At 58.7% G+C, this 21,316-nt stretch carries 15 protein-coding genes and 4 pseudogenes; 6 read left to right on the forward strand and 13 right to left on the reverse strand.

The window, feature by feature from the left end:
* Positions 1-3: 3 nt before the first annotated feature.
* On the reverse strand, positions 4-261 hold the full coding sequence (locus tag ELH03_RS38405) for a hypothetical protein (protein WP_128404024.1): 258 nt from the start codon (positions 259-261) through the stop codon (positions 4-6).
* Positions 262-1,706: 1,445 nt separating this feature from the next.
* On the opposite strand from ELH03_RS38405, the pseudogene ELH03_RS35885 reads away from it, so the two are divergent.
* A pseudogene (locus tag ELH03_RS35885) lies at positions 1,707-2,470 on the forward strand (IS5 family transposase).
* 8 nt (positions 2,471-2,478) lie between these two features.
* Here ELH03_RS35885 and ELH03_RS35890 read toward each other — a convergent pair.
* Positions 2,479-7,962, reverse strand: coding sequence for a trifunctional serine/threonine-protein kinase/ATP-binding protein/sensor histidine kinase (locus ELH03_RS35890; protein WP_130767553.1), 5,484 nt, complete (start codon positions 7,960-7,962; stop codon positions 2,479-2,481).
* A gap of 772 nt (positions 7,963-8,734) precedes the next feature.
* Entirely contained in the window at positions 8,735-9,373 is a 639-nt protein-coding gene (locus tag ELH03_RS35895; protein WP_033184565.1) for a response regulator transcription factor, read from the reverse strand.
* Between the two features lie 564 nt (positions 9,374-9,937).
* Here ELH03_RS35895 and ELH03_RS35900 point away from each other — a divergent pair.
* Complete coding sequence (locus ELH03_RS35900; RefSeq protein WP_128404021.1) at positions 9,938-10,333, forward strand: response regulator transcription factor; 396 nt, start codon at positions 9,938-9,940, stop codon at positions 10,331-10,333.
* A gap of 382 nt (positions 10,334-10,715) precedes the next feature.
* Here the strand turns inward: ELH03_RS35900 and ELH03_RS35905 are convergent, their stop codons facing one another.
* Together ELH03_RS35905 and rpsU are read right to left on the reverse strand one after the other, a co-directional pair.
* Positions 10,716-10,961 (reverse strand): hypothetical protein, encoded by a 246-nt coding sequence (locus ELH03_RS35905; protein ID WP_128404020.1) that lies wholly within the window; start codon positions 10,959-10,961, stop codon positions 10,716-10,718.
* Positions 10,962-11,249: 288 nt separating this feature from the next.
* Positions 11,250-11,489, reverse strand: a complete 240-nt coding sequence (rpsU, locus tag ELH03_RS35910) for a 30S ribosomal protein S21 (protein ID WP_128404019.1) — start codon at positions 11,487-11,489, stop codon at positions 11,250-11,252.
* A gap of 536 nt (positions 11,490-12,025) precedes the next feature.
* On the opposite strand from rpsU, the gene ELH03_RS35915 reads away from it, so the two are divergent.
* Positions 12,026-13,048: a methyltransferase gene (locus ELH03_RS35915; protein WP_128404018.1), complete on the forward strand. Its 1,023-nt coding sequence runs from the start codon at positions 12,026-12,028 to the stop codon at positions 13,046-13,048.
* Between the two features lie 313 nt (positions 13,049-13,361).
* On the opposite strand, the gene ELH03_RS35920 is transcribed toward ELH03_RS35915, so the two are convergent.
* Positions 13,362-13,859 (reverse strand): DUF995 domain-containing protein, encoded by a 498-nt coding sequence (locus ELH03_RS35920; protein ID WP_128404017.1) that lies wholly within the window; start codon positions 13,857-13,859, stop codon positions 13,362-13,364.
* 315 nt (positions 13,860-14,174) lie between these two features.
* Between ELH03_RS35920 and ELH03_RS35925 the strand changes: the two genes are divergently transcribed.
* Entirely contained in the window at positions 14,175-14,435 is a 261-nt protein-coding gene (locus tag ELH03_RS35925) for a DUF982 domain-containing protein (protein WP_130767554.1), read from the forward strand.
* A gap of 268 nt (positions 14,436-14,703) precedes the next feature.
* Here ELH03_RS35925 and ELH03_RS35930 read toward each other — a convergent pair whose 3' ends face one another.
* The 6 genes and pseudogenes from ELH03_RS35930 to ELH03_RS35955 form a co-directional block, all read right to left on the reverse strand.
* Positions 14,704-16,389, reverse strand: a complete 1,686-nt coding sequence (locus tag ELH03_RS35930) for an adenylate/guanylate cyclase domain-containing protein (protein WP_245461768.1) — start codon at positions 16,387-16,389, stop codon at positions 14,704-14,706.
* A gap of 455 nt (positions 16,390-16,844) precedes the next feature.
* A pseudogene (locus tag ELH03_RS35935) lies at positions 16,845-17,261 on the reverse strand (SDR family NAD(P)-dependent oxidoreductase); the annotation flags it as partial.
* 900 nt (positions 17,262-18,161) lie between these two features.
* Positions 18,162-18,389: a hypothetical protein gene (locus ELH03_RS38410; RefSeq protein WP_128404015.1), complete on the reverse strand. Its 228-nt coding sequence runs from the start codon at positions 18,387-18,389 to the stop codon at positions 18,162-18,164.
* Positions 18,390-18,500: 111 nt separating this feature from the next.
* Positions 18,501-18,833, reverse strand: a complete 333-nt coding sequence (locus ELH03_RS38730; protein ID WP_128404014.1) for a DUF982 domain-containing protein — start codon at positions 18,831-18,833, stop codon at positions 18,501-18,503.
* A gap of 4 nt (positions 18,834-18,837) precedes the next feature.
* Entirely contained in the window at positions 18,838-19,647 is an 810-nt protein-coding gene (gene ku, locus ELH03_RS35950; protein WP_128404013.1) for a non-homologous end joining protein Ku, read from the reverse strand.
* An 11-nt stretch (positions 19,648-19,658) separates the two neighbouring features.
* Positions 19,659-19,967: pseudogene (locus ELH03_RS35955) on the reverse strand (non-homologous end joining protein Ku); the annotation flags it as partial.
* Position 19,968: 1 nt separating this feature from the next.
* Here ELH03_RS35955 and ELH03_RS38415 point away from each other — a divergent pair.
* A pseudogene (locus ELH03_RS38415) lies at positions 19,969-20,094 on the forward strand (non-homologous end joining protein Ku); the annotation flags it as partial.
* 313 nt (positions 20,095-20,407) lie between these two features.
* Positions 20,408-20,596 (forward strand): hypothetical protein, encoded by a 189-nt coding sequence (locus tag ELH03_RS38735; protein ID WP_128404012.1) that lies wholly within the window; start codon positions 20,408-20,410, stop codon positions 20,594-20,596.
* 95 nt (positions 20,597-20,691) lie between these two features.
* On the opposite strand, the gene ELH03_RS35970 is transcribed toward ELH03_RS38735, so the two are convergent.
* Positions 20,692-20,970 (reverse strand): hypothetical protein, encoded by a 279-nt coding sequence (locus ELH03_RS35970; protein WP_128404011.1) that lies wholly within the window; start codon positions 20,968-20,970, stop codon positions 20,692-20,694.
* Positions 20,971-21,316: the final 346 nt, after the last annotated feature.

The following is a 21,316-nucleotide window of genomic DNA, read 5'->3' on the forward strand; positions in this document are numbered from 1 at the left end:
ATTTCATTCGGCCCTTGGGCTGTGCATCGATATGCCTGGACCTCTATTCGCTCGGCAAAGAATATTGAGGGCGTCTTGCAATCTAAGGGCAGCCAGCGCCCTCGTTGCTTCCTCGGCTGGCCATCCGGCTGCCATTGCCGCCGAAAGTAAGGTGGATTCGGTGTGAAGTTCCAGTCTTTCGTAGAGGGGCTCAAGCGCCTCGCGGGCGGTGACAACGTGCTCGTGTGGCGGCGTGATCGGAGTCGGAGATACCGTCGGCATTCTGCGTCCTTCCCTAACGGTATTGGAACCTAAAACTGGCCATGGTTCCAACGCTCTGTGAAAGGCTAGCGACGCCGGTGCGAGGATGAGCAGCTTGGCGAAGCCGGCACTTATGAGCAAACGTTAAAACAAAGTGTACAGGGCCACCATCATACTTGCGTATGCGGACATTATACGGCCGTAGCAGAAGGGCGGGCGCTGGGGAGCCATGCCAGGCTCGGTCACTCGTTTTCGAGCATAAAGCCGTCGGAAAAGGAGCGCGTACCGGCGTCATGGTCGTCTGTCCTAGCCGAGGGCACCTCATCGCGAAGCGGGTGATGGTCGACTTTCCAGCGGAGCCATCACACGGCTTGCTGGCCTCGATCAGGGCCTCCTAAACCCCCGTATAAGTCATCCCCTCCTGTTCGCTACCCGATCCTTCCTTCCGATCAATGGCAGGTCGGGCAGCGACCTGCTATGGTCAGGGTACATTCTTCCGCGCGGCCATGTCGTCAAGCTCACTGGGGAGTTCAGCGGGGGTACCTGAATCAAGAGCAGTCCGGACGGCGGTTTCCCCCCAAAAGGTGGCCGGCGAGCCCACGGGTCGCACCGTTTGCCTCTTCGTTCTTCGCGTTCTTCCGAGGATTGACACCATGACATATGAACTCAACCGAATCGAAATCGAGCTGGTCCCGTTGACGCTGTTTCCCAGCGCACAAGGGAAAGGTAGATCTTGGGTTCCGGCCTCTCCGCTCCAGGTGCCGCCAGATGGTTCATCATGGCCGAATACGGTCTTTGAGGCTCATTTGATGACGTTTTCCACCAAGCCATGCGAAACAATCACGCCTCCCTGGGGAGAAGCTTTGCACGCCTGGAGATCTGCCTTTACCCTATATGTCACCGGGACGCGGTTCGGTCTTTGGTGCTACTCCCTCGGGCTTGTCCGTCTTGTGGAGGACTTCGAGAATCTTTGCCCTTCAGTGAGTTCCGCGACCATGCATTAGCCCAAGCGATCCGCGTCTTGGAAGGGTTTTTTTGGTCCGTACACGAGTGTCGCCGAGCTTGGGGCCTAGACCGTTTTGCTAGTGCGGACATGGTGGTGCTGGCCATGGCGTCCAGCTTACTGTCGCACGATCTCGTGCCGTGCGATCCGCTCGTTGCTTTTCCACTGCTGCCTCCATTGGCCCGATGACCGCGTCGTGAAGGTGAATTCAACTTCGGCAGCACCTCAGTCGTCTCGCGTTGGAGAAGTGAGGCCGCCGACGGCCTTCACACTTCGCGGAAAGCAGAACCGGCTGGGAGAACCTCGGCCAGTTGTTGGCCCTATTTTCCCATCATTGCGATTTGGTCGGCATGGCTTGCGCCAGGGATTTCGTCTCGTTCTAGGTCCAATCGACATTCAGGATTCACGTCAGGCTTAATGTGTGATTCATAGGTCTCCGGATTGATTGATCTGGAGACCTCAGATGGCCAAGCGATATGAACTGACTGCATCTCAATGGCGCCGTATCTGCGATCTTTTGCCGGGCAAGCCCGGAGATCCTGGCCGATGCGGGCAGGATAACCTTTTGTTTGTGAACGCGGTTTTGTGGGTGTTGCGGTCCGGAGCCCATTGGCATGACCTGCCTGAGCGCTACGGCAAGTACAAGACAGTCCACAAGCGCTTCACCCGGTGGGCCAAGGCGGGAGTCTGGGAGACGGTGTTCGATCATCTCGTCAAGGATCCCGACAACGACTATGTCGCCCTCGATTCTTCGCTGGTGCGCGCCCACCAGCAGGCGGCCACCGGAAAGGGTGGCGGCCAAAAAGGGGGGACCAGGCTTTGGGGCGCTCCCGAGGAGGACTGACCACCAAGATCCACATGGCCACCGATGGCAGAGGGCGGCCACTCAGGATCATCCTCACTCCTGGCCAGCGCGGCGATGTCACCCAGGCCCCAGCCTTGCTCGAAGGACTAGAAGCCCGCCGCGTTCTCGCCGATAAAGCCTATGATTCTAATGCATTGCGACAAGTCATCAGCAGTCTGGGTGCCGAAGCCGTCATCCCATGCAATCCGACGCGTAAGCACCTCATCCCATACGACTTCGACGCCTACAAAGCTCGAAACCTCATCGAGCGCTGCTTCAACAAGCTCAAACACTTCCGTCGCATCGCAACCCGTTACGACAGGCGCGCCGTCAACTTCCTAAGCTTCATCCACCTGGCCGCCGCCCTCGTCTGGATGCGATGAATGTCGATTCAGCCTAGAGGCAGGGTAAACAGAAACGCCGCCCCACGAGGGCCATTAGCGGTCGCCCACATCCGGCCGCCGTGGGCCTCGATGATCGAACGGGAGATCGCCAGGCCCATACCCATGCCGCTGGATTTGGTCGTGTAGAAGGCCTCGAAAATGCGATCCATACTTTGCGGGTCCAAGCCTGGACCTGAGTCGCGCACCCCGACGACCACGCCTCCCGAGGCCTCTGTCCCGGTGCTGATGAGCAACTCGCGCTCTTCCTCATTAATGCCTGTCATCGCCTCGATGGCGTTCATGATCAGGTTTAGGATCACCTGTTGCAGCTGGACGCGATCTCCTTCCACGGATGGGAGGCTCGTCGCGAATTGGGTCCGCAGCGTGACGCCCTGTCGGAGCACTTCGTTGCCGGTCAAGGCAATCACGTGACGAATGGCTTCGTTGAGGTCGAATTGCCCCTTTCGAGGGGGTTCCTTCTTGACCAAGGCACGGATCCGGCCAATGACATCGCCGGCTCGATTGGCGTTATCGACAATCCGGCCGAGCGCCTGAGTCACCTCCTCCAGATTCGGCGGACGGGCAGCGAGCCAGCGCAAGGCCGCTTGGGCGTTGGTGAGCGACGCGGCGAGCGGCTGATTGACTTCATGGGCGATGGAGGCTGTGAGCTGCCCCATCGTGGCGACGCGGTTTGCGTGGGCCAGTTGCACCAGGGCTTCGCGCAAGGCTTCCTCGCTCTCCCGTAACGCCTCTTCGGCCTGCCGGCGCTCCGTCAAATCGAGGACGAATGAAACCCCTTCGTTCCTGCTTTCTTCTAGGAGAGCGCCGCCCATCAGCACGGGCAGACGGCTGCCATCTTTCCGAAAGTACTCCGTCTCGAACGGTTGGACCGACCCGATCGTCTTCAACTCCGCGACGGCCCGTGCATCGCGGTCGCGCCATTCCGCGGGCGTCAGGTTCGTCCAGCATAGCCGACCCGAGGCAAGATCCTCTCGGTCGTATCCCACCATGCGGAGGAATGCTTCGTTGGCGTCGAGAATGCGACCTTCGATATCCCAGATGACGATCCCGATGATGTTGGCCTTGACGAGGCGACGGATCTTGGCTTCGCGTTCAGCGAGATCGCGGTACAACCGGGTATTCTCCAGTGAGATCGCCGCCTGAGAGGCGAGAAGCTTCAGCACCACGATCCGAGCCGGCGCGAAGACCCGAGGGGCGAGGTTGTTCTCAAGATAGAGTACCCCGGCAAGTTGGCCCTGATTGAGCAACGGAACACAGAGAATAGAACGAGCACGGTGGTGACAAATATAGGGGTCCGAGGAAAATGGATTCCGAGCCATAGCGTCGTCGAGAACCACGCTTTCGTTTGTGCGCAAGACATAATGGAGGAGCGATTGCGGCAGGGTTGTCCCTGTCACGATCTCGTCACGCATCCGCACCACGACCGTTTCGCCGCCCGTCGTGGCCTCCGCCGTGATCCGTGACTCACCGCCACGCGGCAGGATCAACAGGCCGCGCTCGGCGCCCGCCTGCTCAACGGCGGTGCGCAAGACCGTGTCGATCAGCTTCTGAAGAACAATCTCGCCCGACACGGCTTGCGAGATTTTGATAACAGTCGCGAGATCGAGTTGTTCGACCGGTGCACCAATGGTGCTCGTTGGAGCGGGAGCGCGGTCTTCCCCTCTCAGGTCAGGATAGAGTTGGTCGAGTTGCCGCACCTTGCCGTCCGCACCCCAGCGCAGATAGCAGCCACGCGCGTTGCGGAGATAAAGACGAGTGAAGTCCTCGAAGCCTCCCTGCGCATAAAAGCGGGCGGCGAGTTCATATGCGAGGGCTTCGTGATGAACGAAGCCGTTTGCTCGCGCCGAGCGGATCGCTTGTTCGTAAAGACGAACCGCGTCGATTTCGCGGCCCTCAAGGCGTGCTATCTCGGCGCCGACCAGCGCTGCTCGGTTCTCGAAGTTCTCCGGGCAATTCTTCGCATAGATTTCAAGCTGTCGGTGGTGGGCGACCAGAGCCTGCGTATGCCGCGCCCGCTGGTCAGCCGCGGCAGAGTCGCAGCATGCGGCGCGGGCCAACGCGCCGTAGAAATGATGCTCCGGCGTTTCCTCGAAATGCGACACCGATGTCCACGGCAGTCTCTGCGCCCGCAATGACGCATCCACGGCCGCCTCATGGTCGCCCGCGAAGAACCGCGCCTGGAGTTTTCTGACAAAGTAGCAGGTTTCCGCAAGATTCGGATTTTCGGAAAACCGGCGTTCGATCTCACGTTCGTCAAATCCGTCGTCGTCAAAGGAGCCGAATTTTCGGGTCAACCCGCGCAGTGTCCGAACGAGTCCGAGCTGCGCGCTGGCGAGGTCTACAACGAACTGGAACCGCACCTCCCGCGCGAACGCGAGGCCAATCTCCGCTTGGCGTTGCACTTCGATAAGCGGATCGCCAGCCGCCAGCAGGTTCGAGTTCAAACTGACATGGCTGTATCCGGCGAACGTGAGGTCGCCGCTCTGGTTGGCGATGTCAAGCGCTCGCCGCAAGATGTCGCGGCCGACTCGGACATGTCTCGTCCACGGTATGACGTGAGCCCCGAAGTCTTTGTAAGTCCTGGCCTGAAAGCGCTTCAGGTCATGCTTTTCGACCAGATGGCAGCCTAGCTGACCGAACCGGAATCCGGCCTCATAGTCGCCGAAGCGCGGCCCGGCAATATAGCCAAGCGACACATAATGGTAGCAGGAGCCGTCGCTGTTGCCTCGCTCGAGGCTCAGGTTCACAGCTAGGCAGATTGCCATGCAGGCCAGATTCGCATCCGTATGCCATACCGCCCCAACGAGCCGCGTGAGAATATCCAGCGTCGCGGAGGATGCTGGGTCGCTCATCAACGGCAAATCAATGAGCTCCTCGATCGCGTGGCTCCCGAGCCCCGACCATATCCGGTCGTATTCTCGTTGCACCTCCTCGTCAGCCGGATGCGGCGACCAGTCGATGCCGAGATGCTGCCTGAGGTAGTCGAGACCGACCACGGCGGAGCGACTGGTCTGACCAAGCGCGGCATAGAGATCGATACGCAGGCCGGCGACAGCAGCCTGGTCGTCGGAGCAGACAGCACGATTGGAAAGCTGTGACAGCCGCTCCTCCGCGTCTTGCAGCGCGCCCAGGTGGAACTCGCATTCGGCTCGGTTCAGCTCAAGCGCGAAGGTCAGTTGGCGCTGACGCTCCCAGGCGTCTTCCGGCAGCAGCTTCGTGCCGGTAACAAAGTAGTTGAGCGCCGAGGCGTATGCCGTCGACGCCGCGGCGCGCTTGCCAGCAAGAAGATTGAACTCGGCCAGTTGCTCGCGCTCCTGGGTTGCCGTGATCAGCGCAGCTCCCCGATTGAGCTGGCTGACAATCTCGAAAACATAATCGTCAATTAACTCCGGCGCGGTGTTCGACGCAAGCAGTCTCCCTATGCGAAGGTGCAACTCGCCGCGTCGCTCCTCCGGGATCAACGAATAGGCGGCTTCCTGAACGCGATCGTGGACGAACCGGTACGCGTCTGGCAGCCGCTCGAGCAGTTCATGAGCGACGGCAGGCCATAAGGCCCCGGCGACTTGCTCCTCCGGAACCCCGAGGACGAGTGAAAGCATCGTGGTATCAGCGATGTTTCCAAGGCAGGCGAACTGCTGCAACGCCTCCCGCGTTTCGGCCGGCTGGCGCGCGAGCTTGCCGACCATGAGGTGCACGACGTTGTCGGTATATCCCTTGGCGTGAATGCGCTCGAGATCCCAGTGCCAGCATGCCGCGTGATGATCGAAGGTGAGCATTCCCTCTTCGGCGAGCGAAAATAAAAACTGACGGACGAAAAACGGATTGCCGCCAGTCTTGTCGTACATCATTTGCGCGAGCGGGGCTGCACGGTCGGGCTGACAGTAGAGCGCATCCGCGATCAACTGCTGGAGATAGCCTTTGGTAAGCGGCGCAAGCGTGATCTCCGCGACCTTGCCGCCAGCGCTTTTGATCGCGTGAAGCGTCCGCATCAGCGGATGGGCGGCGGTTACTTCGTTGTCGCGATAGGCACCCACCAGCATCAGGTATCGTAGATCCGGCCGGGTCAAGAGATCTTCCAGCAGATCGAGCGTCGCCGTGTCAAGCCACTGCAGGTCATCGAGGAACAATGCCAGCGGATGCTCCGGCTGGGCGAAGACACCAATGAACCGCCGGAATACCAGCTCGAAACGCCGTTGAGCGTCAGATGGCGGAAGTTCAGCCACCGGCGGCTGGTCGCCGATGATGAGCTTCAGTTCGGGGACGAGATCGACCATCAGCCGTCCGTTCGGTCCCAGCGTCTCTCTCAACGTCTCACGCCAGGGTGCCAAATCGGCGTCGCTCTTCGCGAGAAGCTCCCGGATAAGGCTTTGGAACGCCTGTGCCAGGGTCGCATACGGAATGTCGCGCTTGTACTGATCGAACTTTCCGGACGCAAACAGGCCGCGCGGCGGCACCAGAACTTTGTGGAGTTCATTGACCACCGCCGACTTGCCGATGCCGGAATAGCCAGAGACCAACACCAACTCCGGCGCCCCACTCGACACCACGCGCTCGAAGGCAGTGAGCAAGGTCTCGACCACGTTGTCCCGCCCGTATAGCTTCTCGGGAATCAGCAGGCGGTCCGGGAGATCGCGTTCGCCGAGCGGGAATGCGTCAATCCGGCACTGCATTTTCCATTGGCTGAGACAGCGGCTCAGATCGTGCTCGACGCCGCCTGCCGTCTGGTATCGTTCCTCGGCCGTCTTGGCGAGCAGCTTCATGACGATGGCCGAGACCGCCGGTGAAACATCCACCACCCGCTCGTTGGGCGGTGTCGGCTGCCGTGCAATGTGGCAATGCACCCATTCCATCGGGTCGGAGGCGGAAAAGGGCAGGCTCCCGGTAAGCATTTCGTAGAGCGTCACGCCGAGCGCATAAAGGTCGCTGCGGGAATCGATCGAGCGGTTCATGCGCCCGGTCTGTTCGGGGGCCATGTAGGCAAGCGTTCCAGCGACCACTTCGGGCGGCTCGAGGGCCTGCCGCTCGCGGGAGAGGCGCGAGGCGATCCCGAAGCCGGTTAGCCGCACCTCGGCGCCCGTACCCGTTACCAGGATATTAGCGGGTTTGATGTCCTTGTGGACGAGACCGCGCTGGTGGACCTTGCCGAGCGCAGCGGCGATGCCGATCGCGAGGCGCAAGAAAAGCTCCGTTTCCATTGCCGTTCCGAGCCGCCGGGCGAGCGGCTCGCTGCCCGGATCTTCAAGCACCAGCATGGTCCGGCCGCCTTCGCGCACCAACTCAAGCGGTCGCGCCGCCCATGCACCATCAAGTTCGTCCTTCAATCCATATTCATGGTCGAGGCGGCCGAAACTTGAAGGTGTCGGGTACTCGAGGGCCGAAAGCACGACCAGCACCGGGTTCCACTTGCCGTCGGCACCCCGGCGCCATTCCCGGTGGAACACGCGATCACCGTCCTCCCAAAGAACCTCCAAACTCCCATCTCCACCAACGCCGAAGAAAGAACATGTGCCTGCTTGCCGACTTCGTCATCTCGCGTGTCGCATCTGGCACTGCCACTTTCGTTTCGGAGATCCCTCCATTCAAATTGGCCAAGGCGAGCACATAGACGAAACGCGACCACTTCCCCACCTTCTTACCACATCTCGCCTAATCGTCCCAACAGCGAGCGGCCATCACCCGTCCGTTCGATACGTGGTCCACCTATACGAAAGACCGCCCAGCGGCTGCTGGGCGGTCTGGCGGGTCGTGGACCCGCAGAGCTCCGGATGGAGGGAGCGCCGAAGCTTAGTGGTAGCAACGGGGGGATTCGCCACCTATCTCCCGAGGCAACGAATAGACTCTAGCGATAGACGGGACGATGGGAAATTATACCGTGGTTTCATCTTTGCGATACTTTGGAATACCCATCAGCGAACTTCTGCCCGGCGAGTCATGTCGGCGAAGTCATCCTGGGCCCCGATAATGACGGGGGCAATGGTCTGAGCTACTCCACCGAGCGCATGGGCGTGCCGTCAGTTGCGATTCGTTGCCCGTGTTGGCGTCGAGAGTGTTCTTGCCGGACCGAGGCCAAAAAGAAAGCCTCCGGGGGGTGGGAGGCCAAGGCGGGCCGATCGGTGGCGATCAGGCCTCTGGGAGGAGGGGAGTAAGGACACCATACGGCAGGGCTCCCGCCGGGGCTATTGGCCACCAGGAAGGATCGATTATCAATGAGGAGGGGGTGACCTATACGCGCGGCCAAGACTTTTATAACTGCGTTTGCGGCTTTCCCGGAGCGAGCATCAGCTTATCGGCCATACGCGCGAGTTCGGGCAGGGATCTGGTGCCCATCTTCTGCATGACCTGGCTGCGGTGAACCTTCACGGTAATCTCGCTCACGCCTAGATCGCCGGCAATCTGCTTATTGGGCCTTCCGGTTACCACCAAGGCCATCACCTCGCGCTCCCGCGGGGTCAGGCTATCGAAACGCGCCCGCACCGTCGCCAATGCCTTTTCATTTTCAAGCCACGCGCGGTCGCGCGCCAGGCCGACGTGAACGGCGTCGAGCAGATCCTGGTCTCGGAACGGTTTCGTCAGGAACTCGACCGCGCCCCCTTTCATCGCCTTGACAGACATGGGAATGTCGCCGTGCCCGGTGATGAAGACGATCGGCAGCTGAATATTTTCTCGTGACAGCTCGAGCTGAAAATCAAGACCGCTTTGCCCCGGAAGCCGGACATCGAGCACCAGACAGGTCGGTCCGTTGGGTCGCCCAGACCTGAGGAAGTCGCCCACCGAAGCGAGGAGATTGACGGCAAAGCCGACCGAACGAAGCAGACTGCCAAGCGCCTCGCGGATTTCCGGGTCATCATCGATGACAATGATGGTTGCTGGCGCCTCGGTCAATCGTCAGAGCCCTCAAGGTGAATCGACGTCTTGGGATATATACTATCCACCCCCACCGCGGCAGCAGCGGGCGAAGCCCAACCAGCAGGGCGCCAGTCATGCGATGAGAACACTCCTCCTCCTCTCTCCTTCGCTAGTGCCGAAACGGATTTCGTCCCACAACAGAATGCGCGATAATTACCTCGGCCACAAGGCTAGATGCGGGCGGTCCCCAGAAGCGCTGGCGCGTCCTCGAGACTGCCATGGCGTGCCGATGCGCCACATAGCCGGCGGCTACGCCATAAGGGGACGCGTGCCGCAAGTATCGGGCGGCGAGAGGCAAGCAAACCTCAAGCACTTGCGACGATGTGCGACGATCGAAAAGAAGTTTTTCACCGCAATATTCCAATCGGGACGCGGGCGCTTTCTCGGCAGATGACCAGCTCGTTGCCGCAAGTCTTAGATACTCTATACGATCGTATAGCTTGCGCTGCCTTTGTCGACGTTCAATACTAAATCCATCTAGTCCAGCGCGCCACGACGCTAATTCGGCATGATGCTGATCGGCGAAGTTGGGAGGCGGCAGTGCCAACCAAGAGACCTCTGATTGCGATCGTCGACGACGACGAGTCGATGCGGGAGGCTATCAAGGGGCTCATGAGGTCGATCGGATTTGATGCCGAGACCTTCTCATCCGCGGATGATTTCTTGAGATTCCCCCATATCCGCCGCACGGCCTGCCTCGTGACGGACATCAATATGCCCGGAATGAGCGGGCTCGATCTGCATCGCCGGCTCGTCGCGCTGGGTAAGAACATTCCGACTGTTCTGATCACCGCCTTTCCGGAAAAGAATGTGCGCGCGTCTGCGTTGGGCGCGGACATCGTCGGCTGCCTGACAAAACCGTTCGGTGAACAGATTTTGCTTGATTGCATCAGTTCAGCGCTGGCTCTCAATATCGACGGGGAAAGCGGTTCATGAGGTTGCATAAGCCAACGCAATCTCACATCAAACGGCTTCGACGAAACCCCGACCTCTGGGCTTCGATCCGCCGCAGCAGCGCCTCGCGGCTCTTGATTCACAGCTTGTATGTCGGGGCAGGGGGCCTCGACGCTTCGGACAGGACGCCCAGCTTAAGCTCGGCTTCGTTCCGCGGAGTACACGCGCGATCCGCACTCCGGACAGAATCGGCGTCCACCACCGTCGACGGTGTCGCCTTCGCTCTCGAACAGGTCGGCCAGCCATATGGCGAAGTAGGTGACCGCGGCGGCTCTCCTGCCGGCAGTCGGTGCGGTGACAGAGCGCGATCCGTTTTGGGGGCCGGAGAGACAGGATCTTGCCAGGACGCCCATCAACCTTTCTCCTATTCGTCGTCGACTACTTCCGCATCGGGGCGGTCGCCGCCATCCGCATGTTCCGTCTGCCACCGACCATCGGCGAGCTGATATGAAATTTCGGCATCGCGGCCTTCAATGTGCTGACGCTGGGCCGCCGACTTGGCGGCAGCGAGCGCGCTATCGTGGTCCGGATAGGTCTCCGACCAGACGTCTCCCAGACGGTAACCGAAGCCGCCGTCGTGCTCTCCGACATGGTAAATAATAGTCGTCATGCTATTCCCCTCCTCGACGTCGATCTCCCCGCCGTAGGAGGAAAGATCGCTAACTCGCGTCAATTGACGTAAAACTTTGAAGCGTCCACTTGGCTGGACAAATGGAAGCCAAGTCTTTCGGCCTTAATGCGGGAGCTGAACTAATCGAAAGCGTTGACGCCCTGGCACCTTTATCCTGAGCAACTTCCCATTGGACCCTGTACTTAACGGCACGGGCTGCAGGAAAGGGATACTTCAGGCACGAGAAAGTCCTATCCTCGATCGACGAAAATCCGTCATTCGACCTCACTAACGACCAGAGGATCTCGCCTTCTTGGGAGCCGAAATACCGCTTTCCCGCTCAAGCTTTTTGCGAGCGAGTTTACGGACGCGCCTGATACCCTCGGCCTTCTCACGAGCACGTTTTTCGGACGGCTTTTCAAAACGCTCCCGAAGTCGCGCCTCCCGGAAAACGCCTTCGCGCTGCAACTTCTTTTTCAAAAAACGGAGCGCTTGCTCAACGTTGTTGTCACGTACCAGAACTTGCATTCTAAACTCCTAGGATCACTGACGCGCCTCATTAGATCCATGCGCATTAATGATCAAGGCTTGGAAGACCGTTTGCCTAGATTCTCTGTCTCCACTGTTTGATGGGCGCGATCGCGAATGGGGCCAGGGGTAAGCTCTGCCAGCGATTGATAGGTCAGAAGTTCATATACTTTCAAGACCAAGGATATTCGTCGCGCGACCATCGACTACCAACTCGTCGCGCAGGAAATCGCCGCCATATCTCGGCGAGGAACAATCTGGGCTTGGCCACCGGGATCACATGAGGGTCCGGAGCGGCATCGTAGTCTGAAGTTTCACCACCCCTTAGAATAAAGCAGAGAGGTGGTTGATTTGCAGTCTGCCGGCGAGGAAGAGCAGCTCGAATAACGTCGCGGCGGCCGGCAGGACAGCTCGGGCATTGACGCGGTGGCACCCGATAGGGTTAGCGCGGTACGTATTGTAGAGTATGCGAATATAGCATATTTTCTGCGGCTGCCGCTGCCAGGCAAAATCGTTCGAGAGCCCTCGGGGATCCCATGGAAACAATCGTCGAGGACGCCCATGCTGGTGTCGTGTCGCCCGAACTCGTGGTCGATGCCCTGTTTGCATGCCGAAAGACCGCAGCGATCAGGGCGGCCATCGAGCTCGATCTCTTTACTCATATCGGCGACGGCGAAACGGCAGGATTGCTGGCGTCGGCAACAAGCGCCTCGGAGCGTGGGGTGCGCATCCTGTGCGACTACCTCGTGGTCCATGGTTTCCTGACAAAGGAGAGTGGACAGTACCGAATGACGCCCTCGACCAGAATGTTCCTCGATCGCAACTCGCCCGCCTATATGGGCTCTGCCGTCGAGTTCGTCGCTGCACCAGAAATAATCGAAAATTTTCTGCGTGATCCGGCCGCCATCGTGCGAAACGGCGGTTCGGCCGGGCTCGCCAACATGTCGCCAGACAACCCTGTCTGGGTGAAGTTTGCGCGCGGTATGGGCTCCTTTACCGGGCTCAGCGCCAAGATACTGGCTGGCGAAATCTCCGGCTGGCCGAGGCCTCCCAAAAAGGTCTTGGACATCGCTGCAGGTCCAGGCGTTTTCGGGATCGAAATCGCCAAGGCATTTCCATCGGCGGAGATCGTCGCCGTCGACTGGGCCGCCGTGTTGGAGCTGTCGGGGCAGAACGCGGAAAAAGCCGGCGTGGCCGACCGATACCGGACGATCGCCGGCAGTGCCTTCGATGTGGAGTGGGGCACGGGTTATGATCTCGTCCTGCTTCCGAATTTTCTGCACCACTTCGATTTGCCGACATGTGCTCAGCTGTTACGAAGGATCATCGCGAGCCTTACAGGGGATGGTCGGATCGTTGCGGTCGATTTCGTGCCGAACGAAGATGGGGTGACGCCGCCTTTTCCCGCGGCGTTCTCCTGGGAGATGCTCGCCAGCACGCCAGCGGGCCAGGCTTATACGCAAAGTGAGCTGACTGAGATGGCAAGACTCGCTGGCCTTTCCGGCGTCACGGTCAAACAGATGACGCCAACTCCGGCAAGCCTCATTGTCTTTGAATAGCGGTCGATCGTCGGCTGCGTCGCCTGGCCGACACCTGCCGAGGCGCTCAGACCATCAATCACAGCTAATGCGGTCTACGCGGCCAAATTGGCTAACCCTCCGCTGGCACTTTATTGGGATCGAAACGTGTCAATCGACGAGTGATGATTAGCGCTGAGGTCAAAGTGGAAAGTGAAAAACATCCACCATCCACTTCGTGCCTGGCCGCGGGTTGCGCTGAAGCACTCGAGCACAAAAATAAGCGTTTCCAGGCGTTGGCAGACATGCCTGGTTGCCCGGAGGTACGATTCCGTTCAAGACGCGCTTCCTTCGATCACTTCGCTGCGGCCTTAGCCTTGTCGAACATCGGCGTGACCTTGTCTCCCTTTGACATCTTTTTCACTTCGTTGTTGTAGATGTCTCCGTCGTACTGGTCGTCGCCGGAAATGTTCTTAGTCCAAATCTGCTTGCCTACCCGCCACCAACTTTTGCATGGCTTGTAGACGAATTTGGTCTCGCCACTCTTGTCTTTCCAATTCGACGTGAAGCAAAAGGTGTTGCCGGTGCCGGTCCAAGTGCCGTCGGCATAGCCATATTCGCCCTTCTTTTTGCCAACTTTGACGCCTTTGAGCGTCCCATCAGCAAACCAGGTGTAATAGACGAGGCCGTCGCCCACGTCGTACTTGACGGTATTGCCGACGTATAGATCCTTGACTTCCTGCTCGGACAATTCGACCGCGCCCTTCGGCAATTTCCCCTCATTCTTTGCAAAGACCGGCGCTGAGAAAACGAACGCCATCGAGATTACAACGCCTATAGCGAACTTCATCATGGCTGCTCCTCCTTGCTTGCGATTGAAAACTGCGCCCGTTTCGCACACGCGTAAATTCGCCCAATGGAGTTAGCGGTATCGCCATCACCAACAACTGGGTCCATCGAACGCTCACGGTAAGACGCCTGCGCGCCACCACCTGCCACTGCCAACAGTTGCCCTGCTGACGCTGGCGATGCTGAGGCGACTAAAGCGCCCTTTAGAAATGTTCTCCTTTCTATGCGACCTCCGAAACGAACTTCGGCACGCCTGCGAAGATCACGGAACGGTTCTTGCGCGGTTACTAATATGTTTACTGTGTGGAGGCCTAATGTCATGAAGTGGCGCACATCCGAAGAGTTTGCCCCTCTGATGCTCGTTGTGAGTGGGTCGGAAAAAAACAAACTTGTCGCAACCCTTTTTCAGGCTGCCGAGATGCTGACAGTTGGCTGGCCGATCGACGACGCAGAAGAATATCTTATAGCGATTAGGGCGTGCCGAAATGCAATTCATGGGGAAATTCCGGCTCAGGACGCGCGAGCAGCGCTTATCCGTGCCGCCGACGAAGCTGGCATTTCAGTGATCACCGTTCATTGAGTTTCGCCGCCAACGGTGAAATGAGCTACCGTTCATGTCACGAGTGATGCAACCGGCACGCGGCTTGTTGGTTCAACACGCCTGAGAAGTTCTCGCCTTGATGCGAGAGCGAGCGTCAACTTGGAGCGCGGCAGCGCACTATCCCGAGACCGACAAGCTGTTCAGGGACGGCCAAGGTTTTGACGAGAAGCTCTCCGCTACGCAGTCGCCCGCTTCCGTCGCGTTTCGAATGATCATGCTTGCTCATGACATGGCCATCGACGTCCTATCACTCCGGCAATCCCGTTCCCAACAGGCCCTGTCTGAATTTCTCAGTCTGTTCGGCAGTTTCGACCACGATCCCTCGCGCCAAAAACTCCCCGATCGTCAGATCTGGATGATTTTCGCGAACGCTTTTGGCAAGTGCAGCAGCTTCCTGGGAGCGGCCCGCCATCGACAAGCAGGCGATCATTCGGGTGCTGGTATATTTTCCGGGGTTCGGTAGCTGCTTTAGCGCCGCTAGGGCCTGCTCGTAGTCGCCCTTAAAATAGAGAAGATTACCCAAAACTGCGTGATACCAATGAGGCGGGTAGGGGTTGAGCCGCATCCCTTCTTCGACCAAGGGAAGCGCTTCGTCTATACGGTTTCGCCTTGCCAGAAGTCCGCCGAGCTGGACCAATGCATGGGCGTCACTGGAATTGAGCTTATATGCCAGGCGGAATTCTCTCTCGGAATTGTCAAAATCCTTCAAGTAAAGGTGAGCGAGCCCGAGTACACGATGGGCGCCAGCCTCTCCCTCGTCTAACTTTACGGCATGACGAGCGAGGGCGATCCCGTCGCGAAGTACAGCCTCCGGCGCGTTGGCATAGCCGGCGACCGCTATCCTCGCCAACGCAAGATGAGCGTGTGCCAGTGCAAAGCCTCCGTCGCCGGCAACCGCTGCTTCGAACATCTCCACTGCCTTGACGTTGTCATCCGGCTCGTAGCCTCTGAGATGCACGAGCCCTCGCAGATAATACTCGTAAGCAGCGAGGCTGGCCGGCCGCCGCCGGAGGGACTCTCGATAATCACAGCTTTCGATTTGGCCCACGAGATTTGCGACAATCATTTTCACGATCTCGTCCTGGATGCCGAAAATATCTGCCGCTTGCCGCTGATATTTCTCAGACCAGACCAACCGCTCCGTGTCGGCTTGGATCATCCGCACCGTGATCCGAACCTCGTCTCCCGACCGACGCATGTTGCCTGTCACGAGATAGTTGGCAGCGAGCTTGCGCCCAACTTCCTTTAAACCCTCCGAGCGATCACGGAACGCAAACGCTGAGGACACCGCAATCACCGACAAGCTCCTGAATCTTGCCAGACCGGAGATGATGTCCTCAGTAAAGCCGTCGACGAGGAACTCGTTCGCTGCTTCATCTGCGCTTTGAAAGGGAAGGACGGCGACAACAGTTCGAATTGACTGCACTATCGTGGGAGTGCGAGGCCAATGCCATGCACGCACCGGCCTGGAAATATTTTTCAGATGTAGCAGTCCTCCATCTACAAACAGCCGCTGCAATTCCTCTGGAAGGATGTCGTGCGTTGCTTCTGAGATGCAGATGCCATCCGGTAACGCGTGTTGTTCGAGGCGCGCCGCAATATTCACGCCATCGCCGAACACATCATCCTCGGTGATCATGACCTCGGCGTAGTTTATACCAATTCGAATTCGAAGAGGATCGGTGCCGCTGGCGGCTACAGCCTCGCTTGCCAGCAGATGCTGTACCTGTAACGCCGTCGAGATGGCGACGGCCGGGCTTTCGAATATCGAAAGTAGGCCGTCACCCATAACTTTGATTGTCCGACCGCCACTCTTGAGGATTCGAGGCTTGAGGATCTCTTCTTGCAAGCGACTAACGCTTGCCAGCGTTCCTTCTTCGTCGGCTTCCATCAGGCGCGAATAACCGACAACGTCCGTCGTCAGGATGGCCATCAGTCGTCTGGTGGTGGGCGAAGAGGACATCTGTGACAAATCCCGAGTAAACGGCAAGTGCTTCAAATGGAATGTACAGTCTTACGGCACTGATGTCATGCACACGGAGGGATAGCGCTCCGCTACCCACCATTGGTCGAGCAAGCGCTGAGTCCCATGCGTGGACCCACCTGCGGGCTGTCGTCGCACCTCCTTGGAGCAAGAGGCAATCAATTCTTCAACGAATTCACCTTTCGCGACCGCCGTCGATGATTTCATCGACTTCACGAATTCACACCAGAAGGCGTCCAGCTTGCGGACCGAGGCTACTTCGAGCGCCGTCTTTTCGACAAACTACTGGTCTGCGAAGGGGTGAGGATAGAAGAGCTTCGGAAGCCTGCCAAATAGGCCGCCATTGCAGCGCATCGCCGTCAACTTCCGACGAAGACGGTGCAGCGGCAGATCGGTAGAGCCCGTCAGAGCGTGTCGATCAGTCCTCCATCCACTCGCATCGAAGCCCCGGTCGTCGCGGATGCCAAAGGCGACGCCAGATAGGTTACGAGGTTGGCGACTTCCTCGACGCTTGCAGCTCGTTGGATGATCGAACCGCCACGATGCTTCTTGACGAAGTCCGCCGCGACCTCCTCGATCGGCTTGCCCGTCTTCGCACGCTCTTCGGCAAGCATCGCCTCGACGCCTTCGGAAAGCGTGGGGCCGGGGAGGACCGAGTTCACCGTAACGCCCGTACCAGCCATGTGCTTGGCGAGCCCGCGGGCAACCGCGATATCGGCGGTCTTGCTGACGCCGTAGTGAATTATCTCCACCGGAATGTTGAAGCCGGATTCCGACGCGATGAAGATGTCGCGGCCCCAGTCGACCTTCTGCATGCCGGGCCCGCGAGACTGTTTGGGCTCGTCTTTAATTCGCAACCTTTATTCAAATAAATTGAAACAACAACTTTGGATACACTTCCGGCGGGGCGTTATATAGTTGGAACTTTTGAATGCCCTTGGTGTTTATTTATACGGTCGCTCGGCGATTGTTGCTTACCCCAGGCAGCCACCACTCCTGTGCGCCGGGCGACCACTCGTCCCCAGCGTTTAGATGTTTGACTGAGAGCGCTCGAATGGTTAGCGGAGGCTATCATCGTGGAAAGGGGGACATTCCCCCGGAGGCAGGCTTCGCAAATCGCCTGCTAGTTCGTATTGCTCGCCTGCCTAGACCGTTTCGTCGGGCAATTGGATGGACTGTGTACCTGGCTCTCGTATTGGTTATGTTCGTGGTGACCTTGATGCCGGTTTGGTGGTCACAATAAGTTGCCGACAAGGCAACCGGCTGTTGCGCCGGCGGTCCGTCGGATTGGCGGAGCTTCTTGCCGGGCGACTTGAATCGAACACAATGCGACGCTATCTAGTTGTCATCGGCGTTGCTGGTGAGTGCTCCACGCGAGCGTTCGCGACTGCCGAAGTCGCTTGTCTGCTTTTGACCACGGATGTACTGGCACTGGTGTGAAGAGCGATGTTGGAAAGGTCGGTGCGATTTCGCCCCGGCCTTTTTTATTTGCCCGTTGGCCAGGGGCGGCAGGCGTTCCCTCAAACGACATCAGCATCGTCTCCTGGAAACGGGGAGAGGAGGTAAGGTGAGGTCGAAATCGCTTGGAGGGAGCAGGGCGGCCCTGTCGTGGAACCTCCCGCAAGTATCGATGGGTTATCGCACCAAATTTCTGTCGGTGTGAACGCCCGACAAAAAGGGTGCCCCGTCGAGAGCCTTCGTTCGCTTGCCCGATGAACGGTTCACTCGGCGGCTTGCCGGACAGGGTATTCTTCTGGGAGCTCCGCTGGAGCGATGATCTCGAAGTCCGCGGGCATGGCGTGCTGATCGGTTCCCAGGAGCGCTAGCGTCCAATAGTCAGAATCCTCCCCGAAGATCGTGGAGACCCGAACGATCGTAGGTCGTCCGTCGAAATACTTCGAGGACTTCGCCCAGTAAAATGCATGCGGAACCAAACTCGGTGCAACCATGACGCCTACTCCCGTGACCTGTGGACGATAGCAGATATCCCAGAAATGAGAATGCCTCAGCTTGTCCAGGTCGTCATCGGGTGGATAATGATCACCCGTCGACCAACCCGGCTACCAGTTCGCGTCTTCGCACGACGACCTTTCGGCGCGAAGACTCGGCACGGCTCCGAGCCGCTGTTCGTCGTCGGGCAGAACCTTCAAATGGGCGGCTCGAGCTGCAGACACGAAAGCTTGTCTCGCCCTCGTGGGCTGCAGTTCGCCTTGAAGCGACCGCAGACATGAGGCACGCGCGTGCTGCCATGTCGGATCATTTAGCTGCCTGGGCCATCTCTCCGACATCAAGATGCCTATCAGGCCCGATATCGTGGATGCCGTTGCGAAGTGTTCTCGATCCGGCAAAGACACGGCAATTTCCATGATCGGTATCGTGCCCATGTCGTGCATGGTGTCACCGGGCCTTGTTCGATTTCAGCTCTGCGGCCACGGACTTCTTCAACGCATCCATAATGTTCACGACATTCGAGGCCTGAGCGGCGTCCTGCTTGCCTTTCGCGACCTTCTTGGCGGGCTTGAGAGCCTTCTTCTTCTCGGCAATGATCTTCAGCAGGCTTTCTTGGATCGGGTCGCTGACCATGTCCGGGGACCGCCGGGAGGTCTTCTGCTTGATCAACTGCTGGACTAGCGGGATCAGCTCGGGGTCAGCCTCTTCATCGATTCCTTCGAAGTAGGATTCCTCGGGACGCACTTCGTCGCCGAACCGCAGCGTCCAGAGAACGATACCTTCGCCGCGAGGTTCGAGAATGACCGCGCGCTCCCGACGACCGATTACGAGCTTCGACACGCCGACGACTTTGTCCGATGCCATCGCATCTCGAATGACGGCAAACGCTTCATGTCCGACCGGGTCGTCGGGCATCAGGTAATGGGGCTTCTCGAGATAGATCCATTCGATGCTCTCGGCCGGCACGAACTTGTCAATATCGATGGTCTTCATTGTATCAAGTGCCACCGCGTCGAGGTCATCATCCGTCAGGATGATGTAGTCGTTCTCGCCACGGGCGTAGCCCTTGGCTTCGTTTTCGTCCTTCACCGGGCTGCCCGTCACCGAGTCGACGTACTGTGAGACGACACGATTTCCTGTTTCCTTGTTGAGGGTGTGGAAGCGAACCTTTTCGCTCTCGCTCGTTGCCGGACTCATTGCCACGGGACATGTAACCAGCGACAGCTTGAGATAGCCTTTCCAGTAAGGTCGCGGCATGGATGGTCTCCTCAGCTCGCTTTACGCTGCGCGGCGGGTGCCGTCGCCGACTTGCCCGAGGCGCGACGGGCCTTATCGCGGCCGGCACCGGCGTTGGCATTGGCGGCCGTCCGCTTTGGCTTGCTCTCTGCGGCCTTCATCATTCCAGCGCTCTCTCGAAGAGCGGCAAGAAGGTCGTTCGGTTTCGAGACCTTGACTTCCTTGCGCTTCGGAAGCGCCTTGCCTTCGATCTTCGCCTTCACCAGTTCCGCCACGGCGGCTTCATAGCGGTCGTCGAAGGTCGCGGGGTCGAACACGCCCTTCTTCGTCGAGATGATGTACGCCCGCACGGTCCTCTTCCGACGGATGCGCACGGTCCTCATCAGATCGCACGGCAAGGATCTGATCGCAACGACGCTGAACTACGACTACGAGGTCCGCTCGTCTGCGAAGGCTTTCGAAGAAATGTCCGCTGAGTTCAAAGCCCGAGTCTTCGTTTCGGCACGAACTACTCACTACTTTTTCTGGTAGGCCCGTGTCCAAACAGTCGTGAGACGTGTGTCACGCTGATTTCACGCGATTTCGAAGGCGGGCTTTACTAGATTTCATCGCGATTTCGCCAGGACTGTTGGTAAAACGCCTTTGTCTTTTGGACCGCGTTTCTGACAGCGCCGGCCGTCGAAGTGGCGGGGGTTTCTCGTGCCGATCAAGCAATCTTCCTCCAGGGAGGCGGTCGGTCGTTTCATCTTGGTTATGCAGCGGCGCAGGAAGGCAGCGTGAGATGCAATTTCTGGTCCATTCAAAGACGATCGCCGAACTTGAATACGACGGCAAGACCTGCCTTTTACGGGTGGTCTACAAAGACGGGCGAGTTAGGTCTGTTCCTGATGTCGCTCCCACGCTCTTAATGAAAATCGTCTCGCAGGTCCCCGTCGAGCGATCTCTCTACCTTATGCGGACCGCAATCTGAGGGGTTCTGTAAGTGGGGACGGGGCATCTTCCTCGTCCATGATTGGGGACGGCGGTTTGGCTCGTTACACGTCGTTGGCAAGCTTTCGCCACTTGTCAGAAAGATGACGAAGGAACCACGCCGATAGTTGGGACAGGTGGTTCCTGTTCCGGCATTTTGTTTCCATGGCCATCACCGGCGCTTAGTGCCTCGCGCACTTCATCCTCTTCCCAACCCGCCTCGATGGCGGAAGCCACAAGCGTCTCGATTTTCTCGGTTTCCGACGCCTGCGAAGTCTCATCCAGGCGGCGTCTGGCGGTATCGAGGCACTGACGGAGGTTCGAAACGCGACTTGGGTCGTTACGGTCGTAGCTTGGCGATGCGACGTAGGTCATTGGAAGCTCCCTGCTGATCGAGAGGAACACCTGAAGAGAGAGCCGGTTCCACTGCGTGTCTGCGCTGAGCGCCACTGGGTGCCGCCTCGGGGACTAACCGCACCAACTGCGCTGAACCGCCTGCATCCCTTTGCCTTGGGCGTTCATCAAGCCTCATGCTGGCGAATGGCCGGTGGCTGTGGCGCAGATGGACCATATGCTCTGACCACGGCAGTCTGGCTGTCGGAACTTTCGATCGCGCCAGTCTGTTCGTACCTTGTATGGAGGAACTGGCCATGTCCAAAAAGAATAATGCTTCGTCAAAGGTGGGCAATCCTAAAGAGCAGCCTGTCAAACGCCCTGACAG

The sequence above is a fragment of the Rhizobium beringeri genome (assembly GCF_004306515.1).
In the GTDB taxonomy this organism is placed as follows: domain Bacteria; phylum Pseudomonadota; class Alphaproteobacteria; order Rhizobiales; family Rhizobiaceae; genus Rhizobium; species Rhizobium beringeri.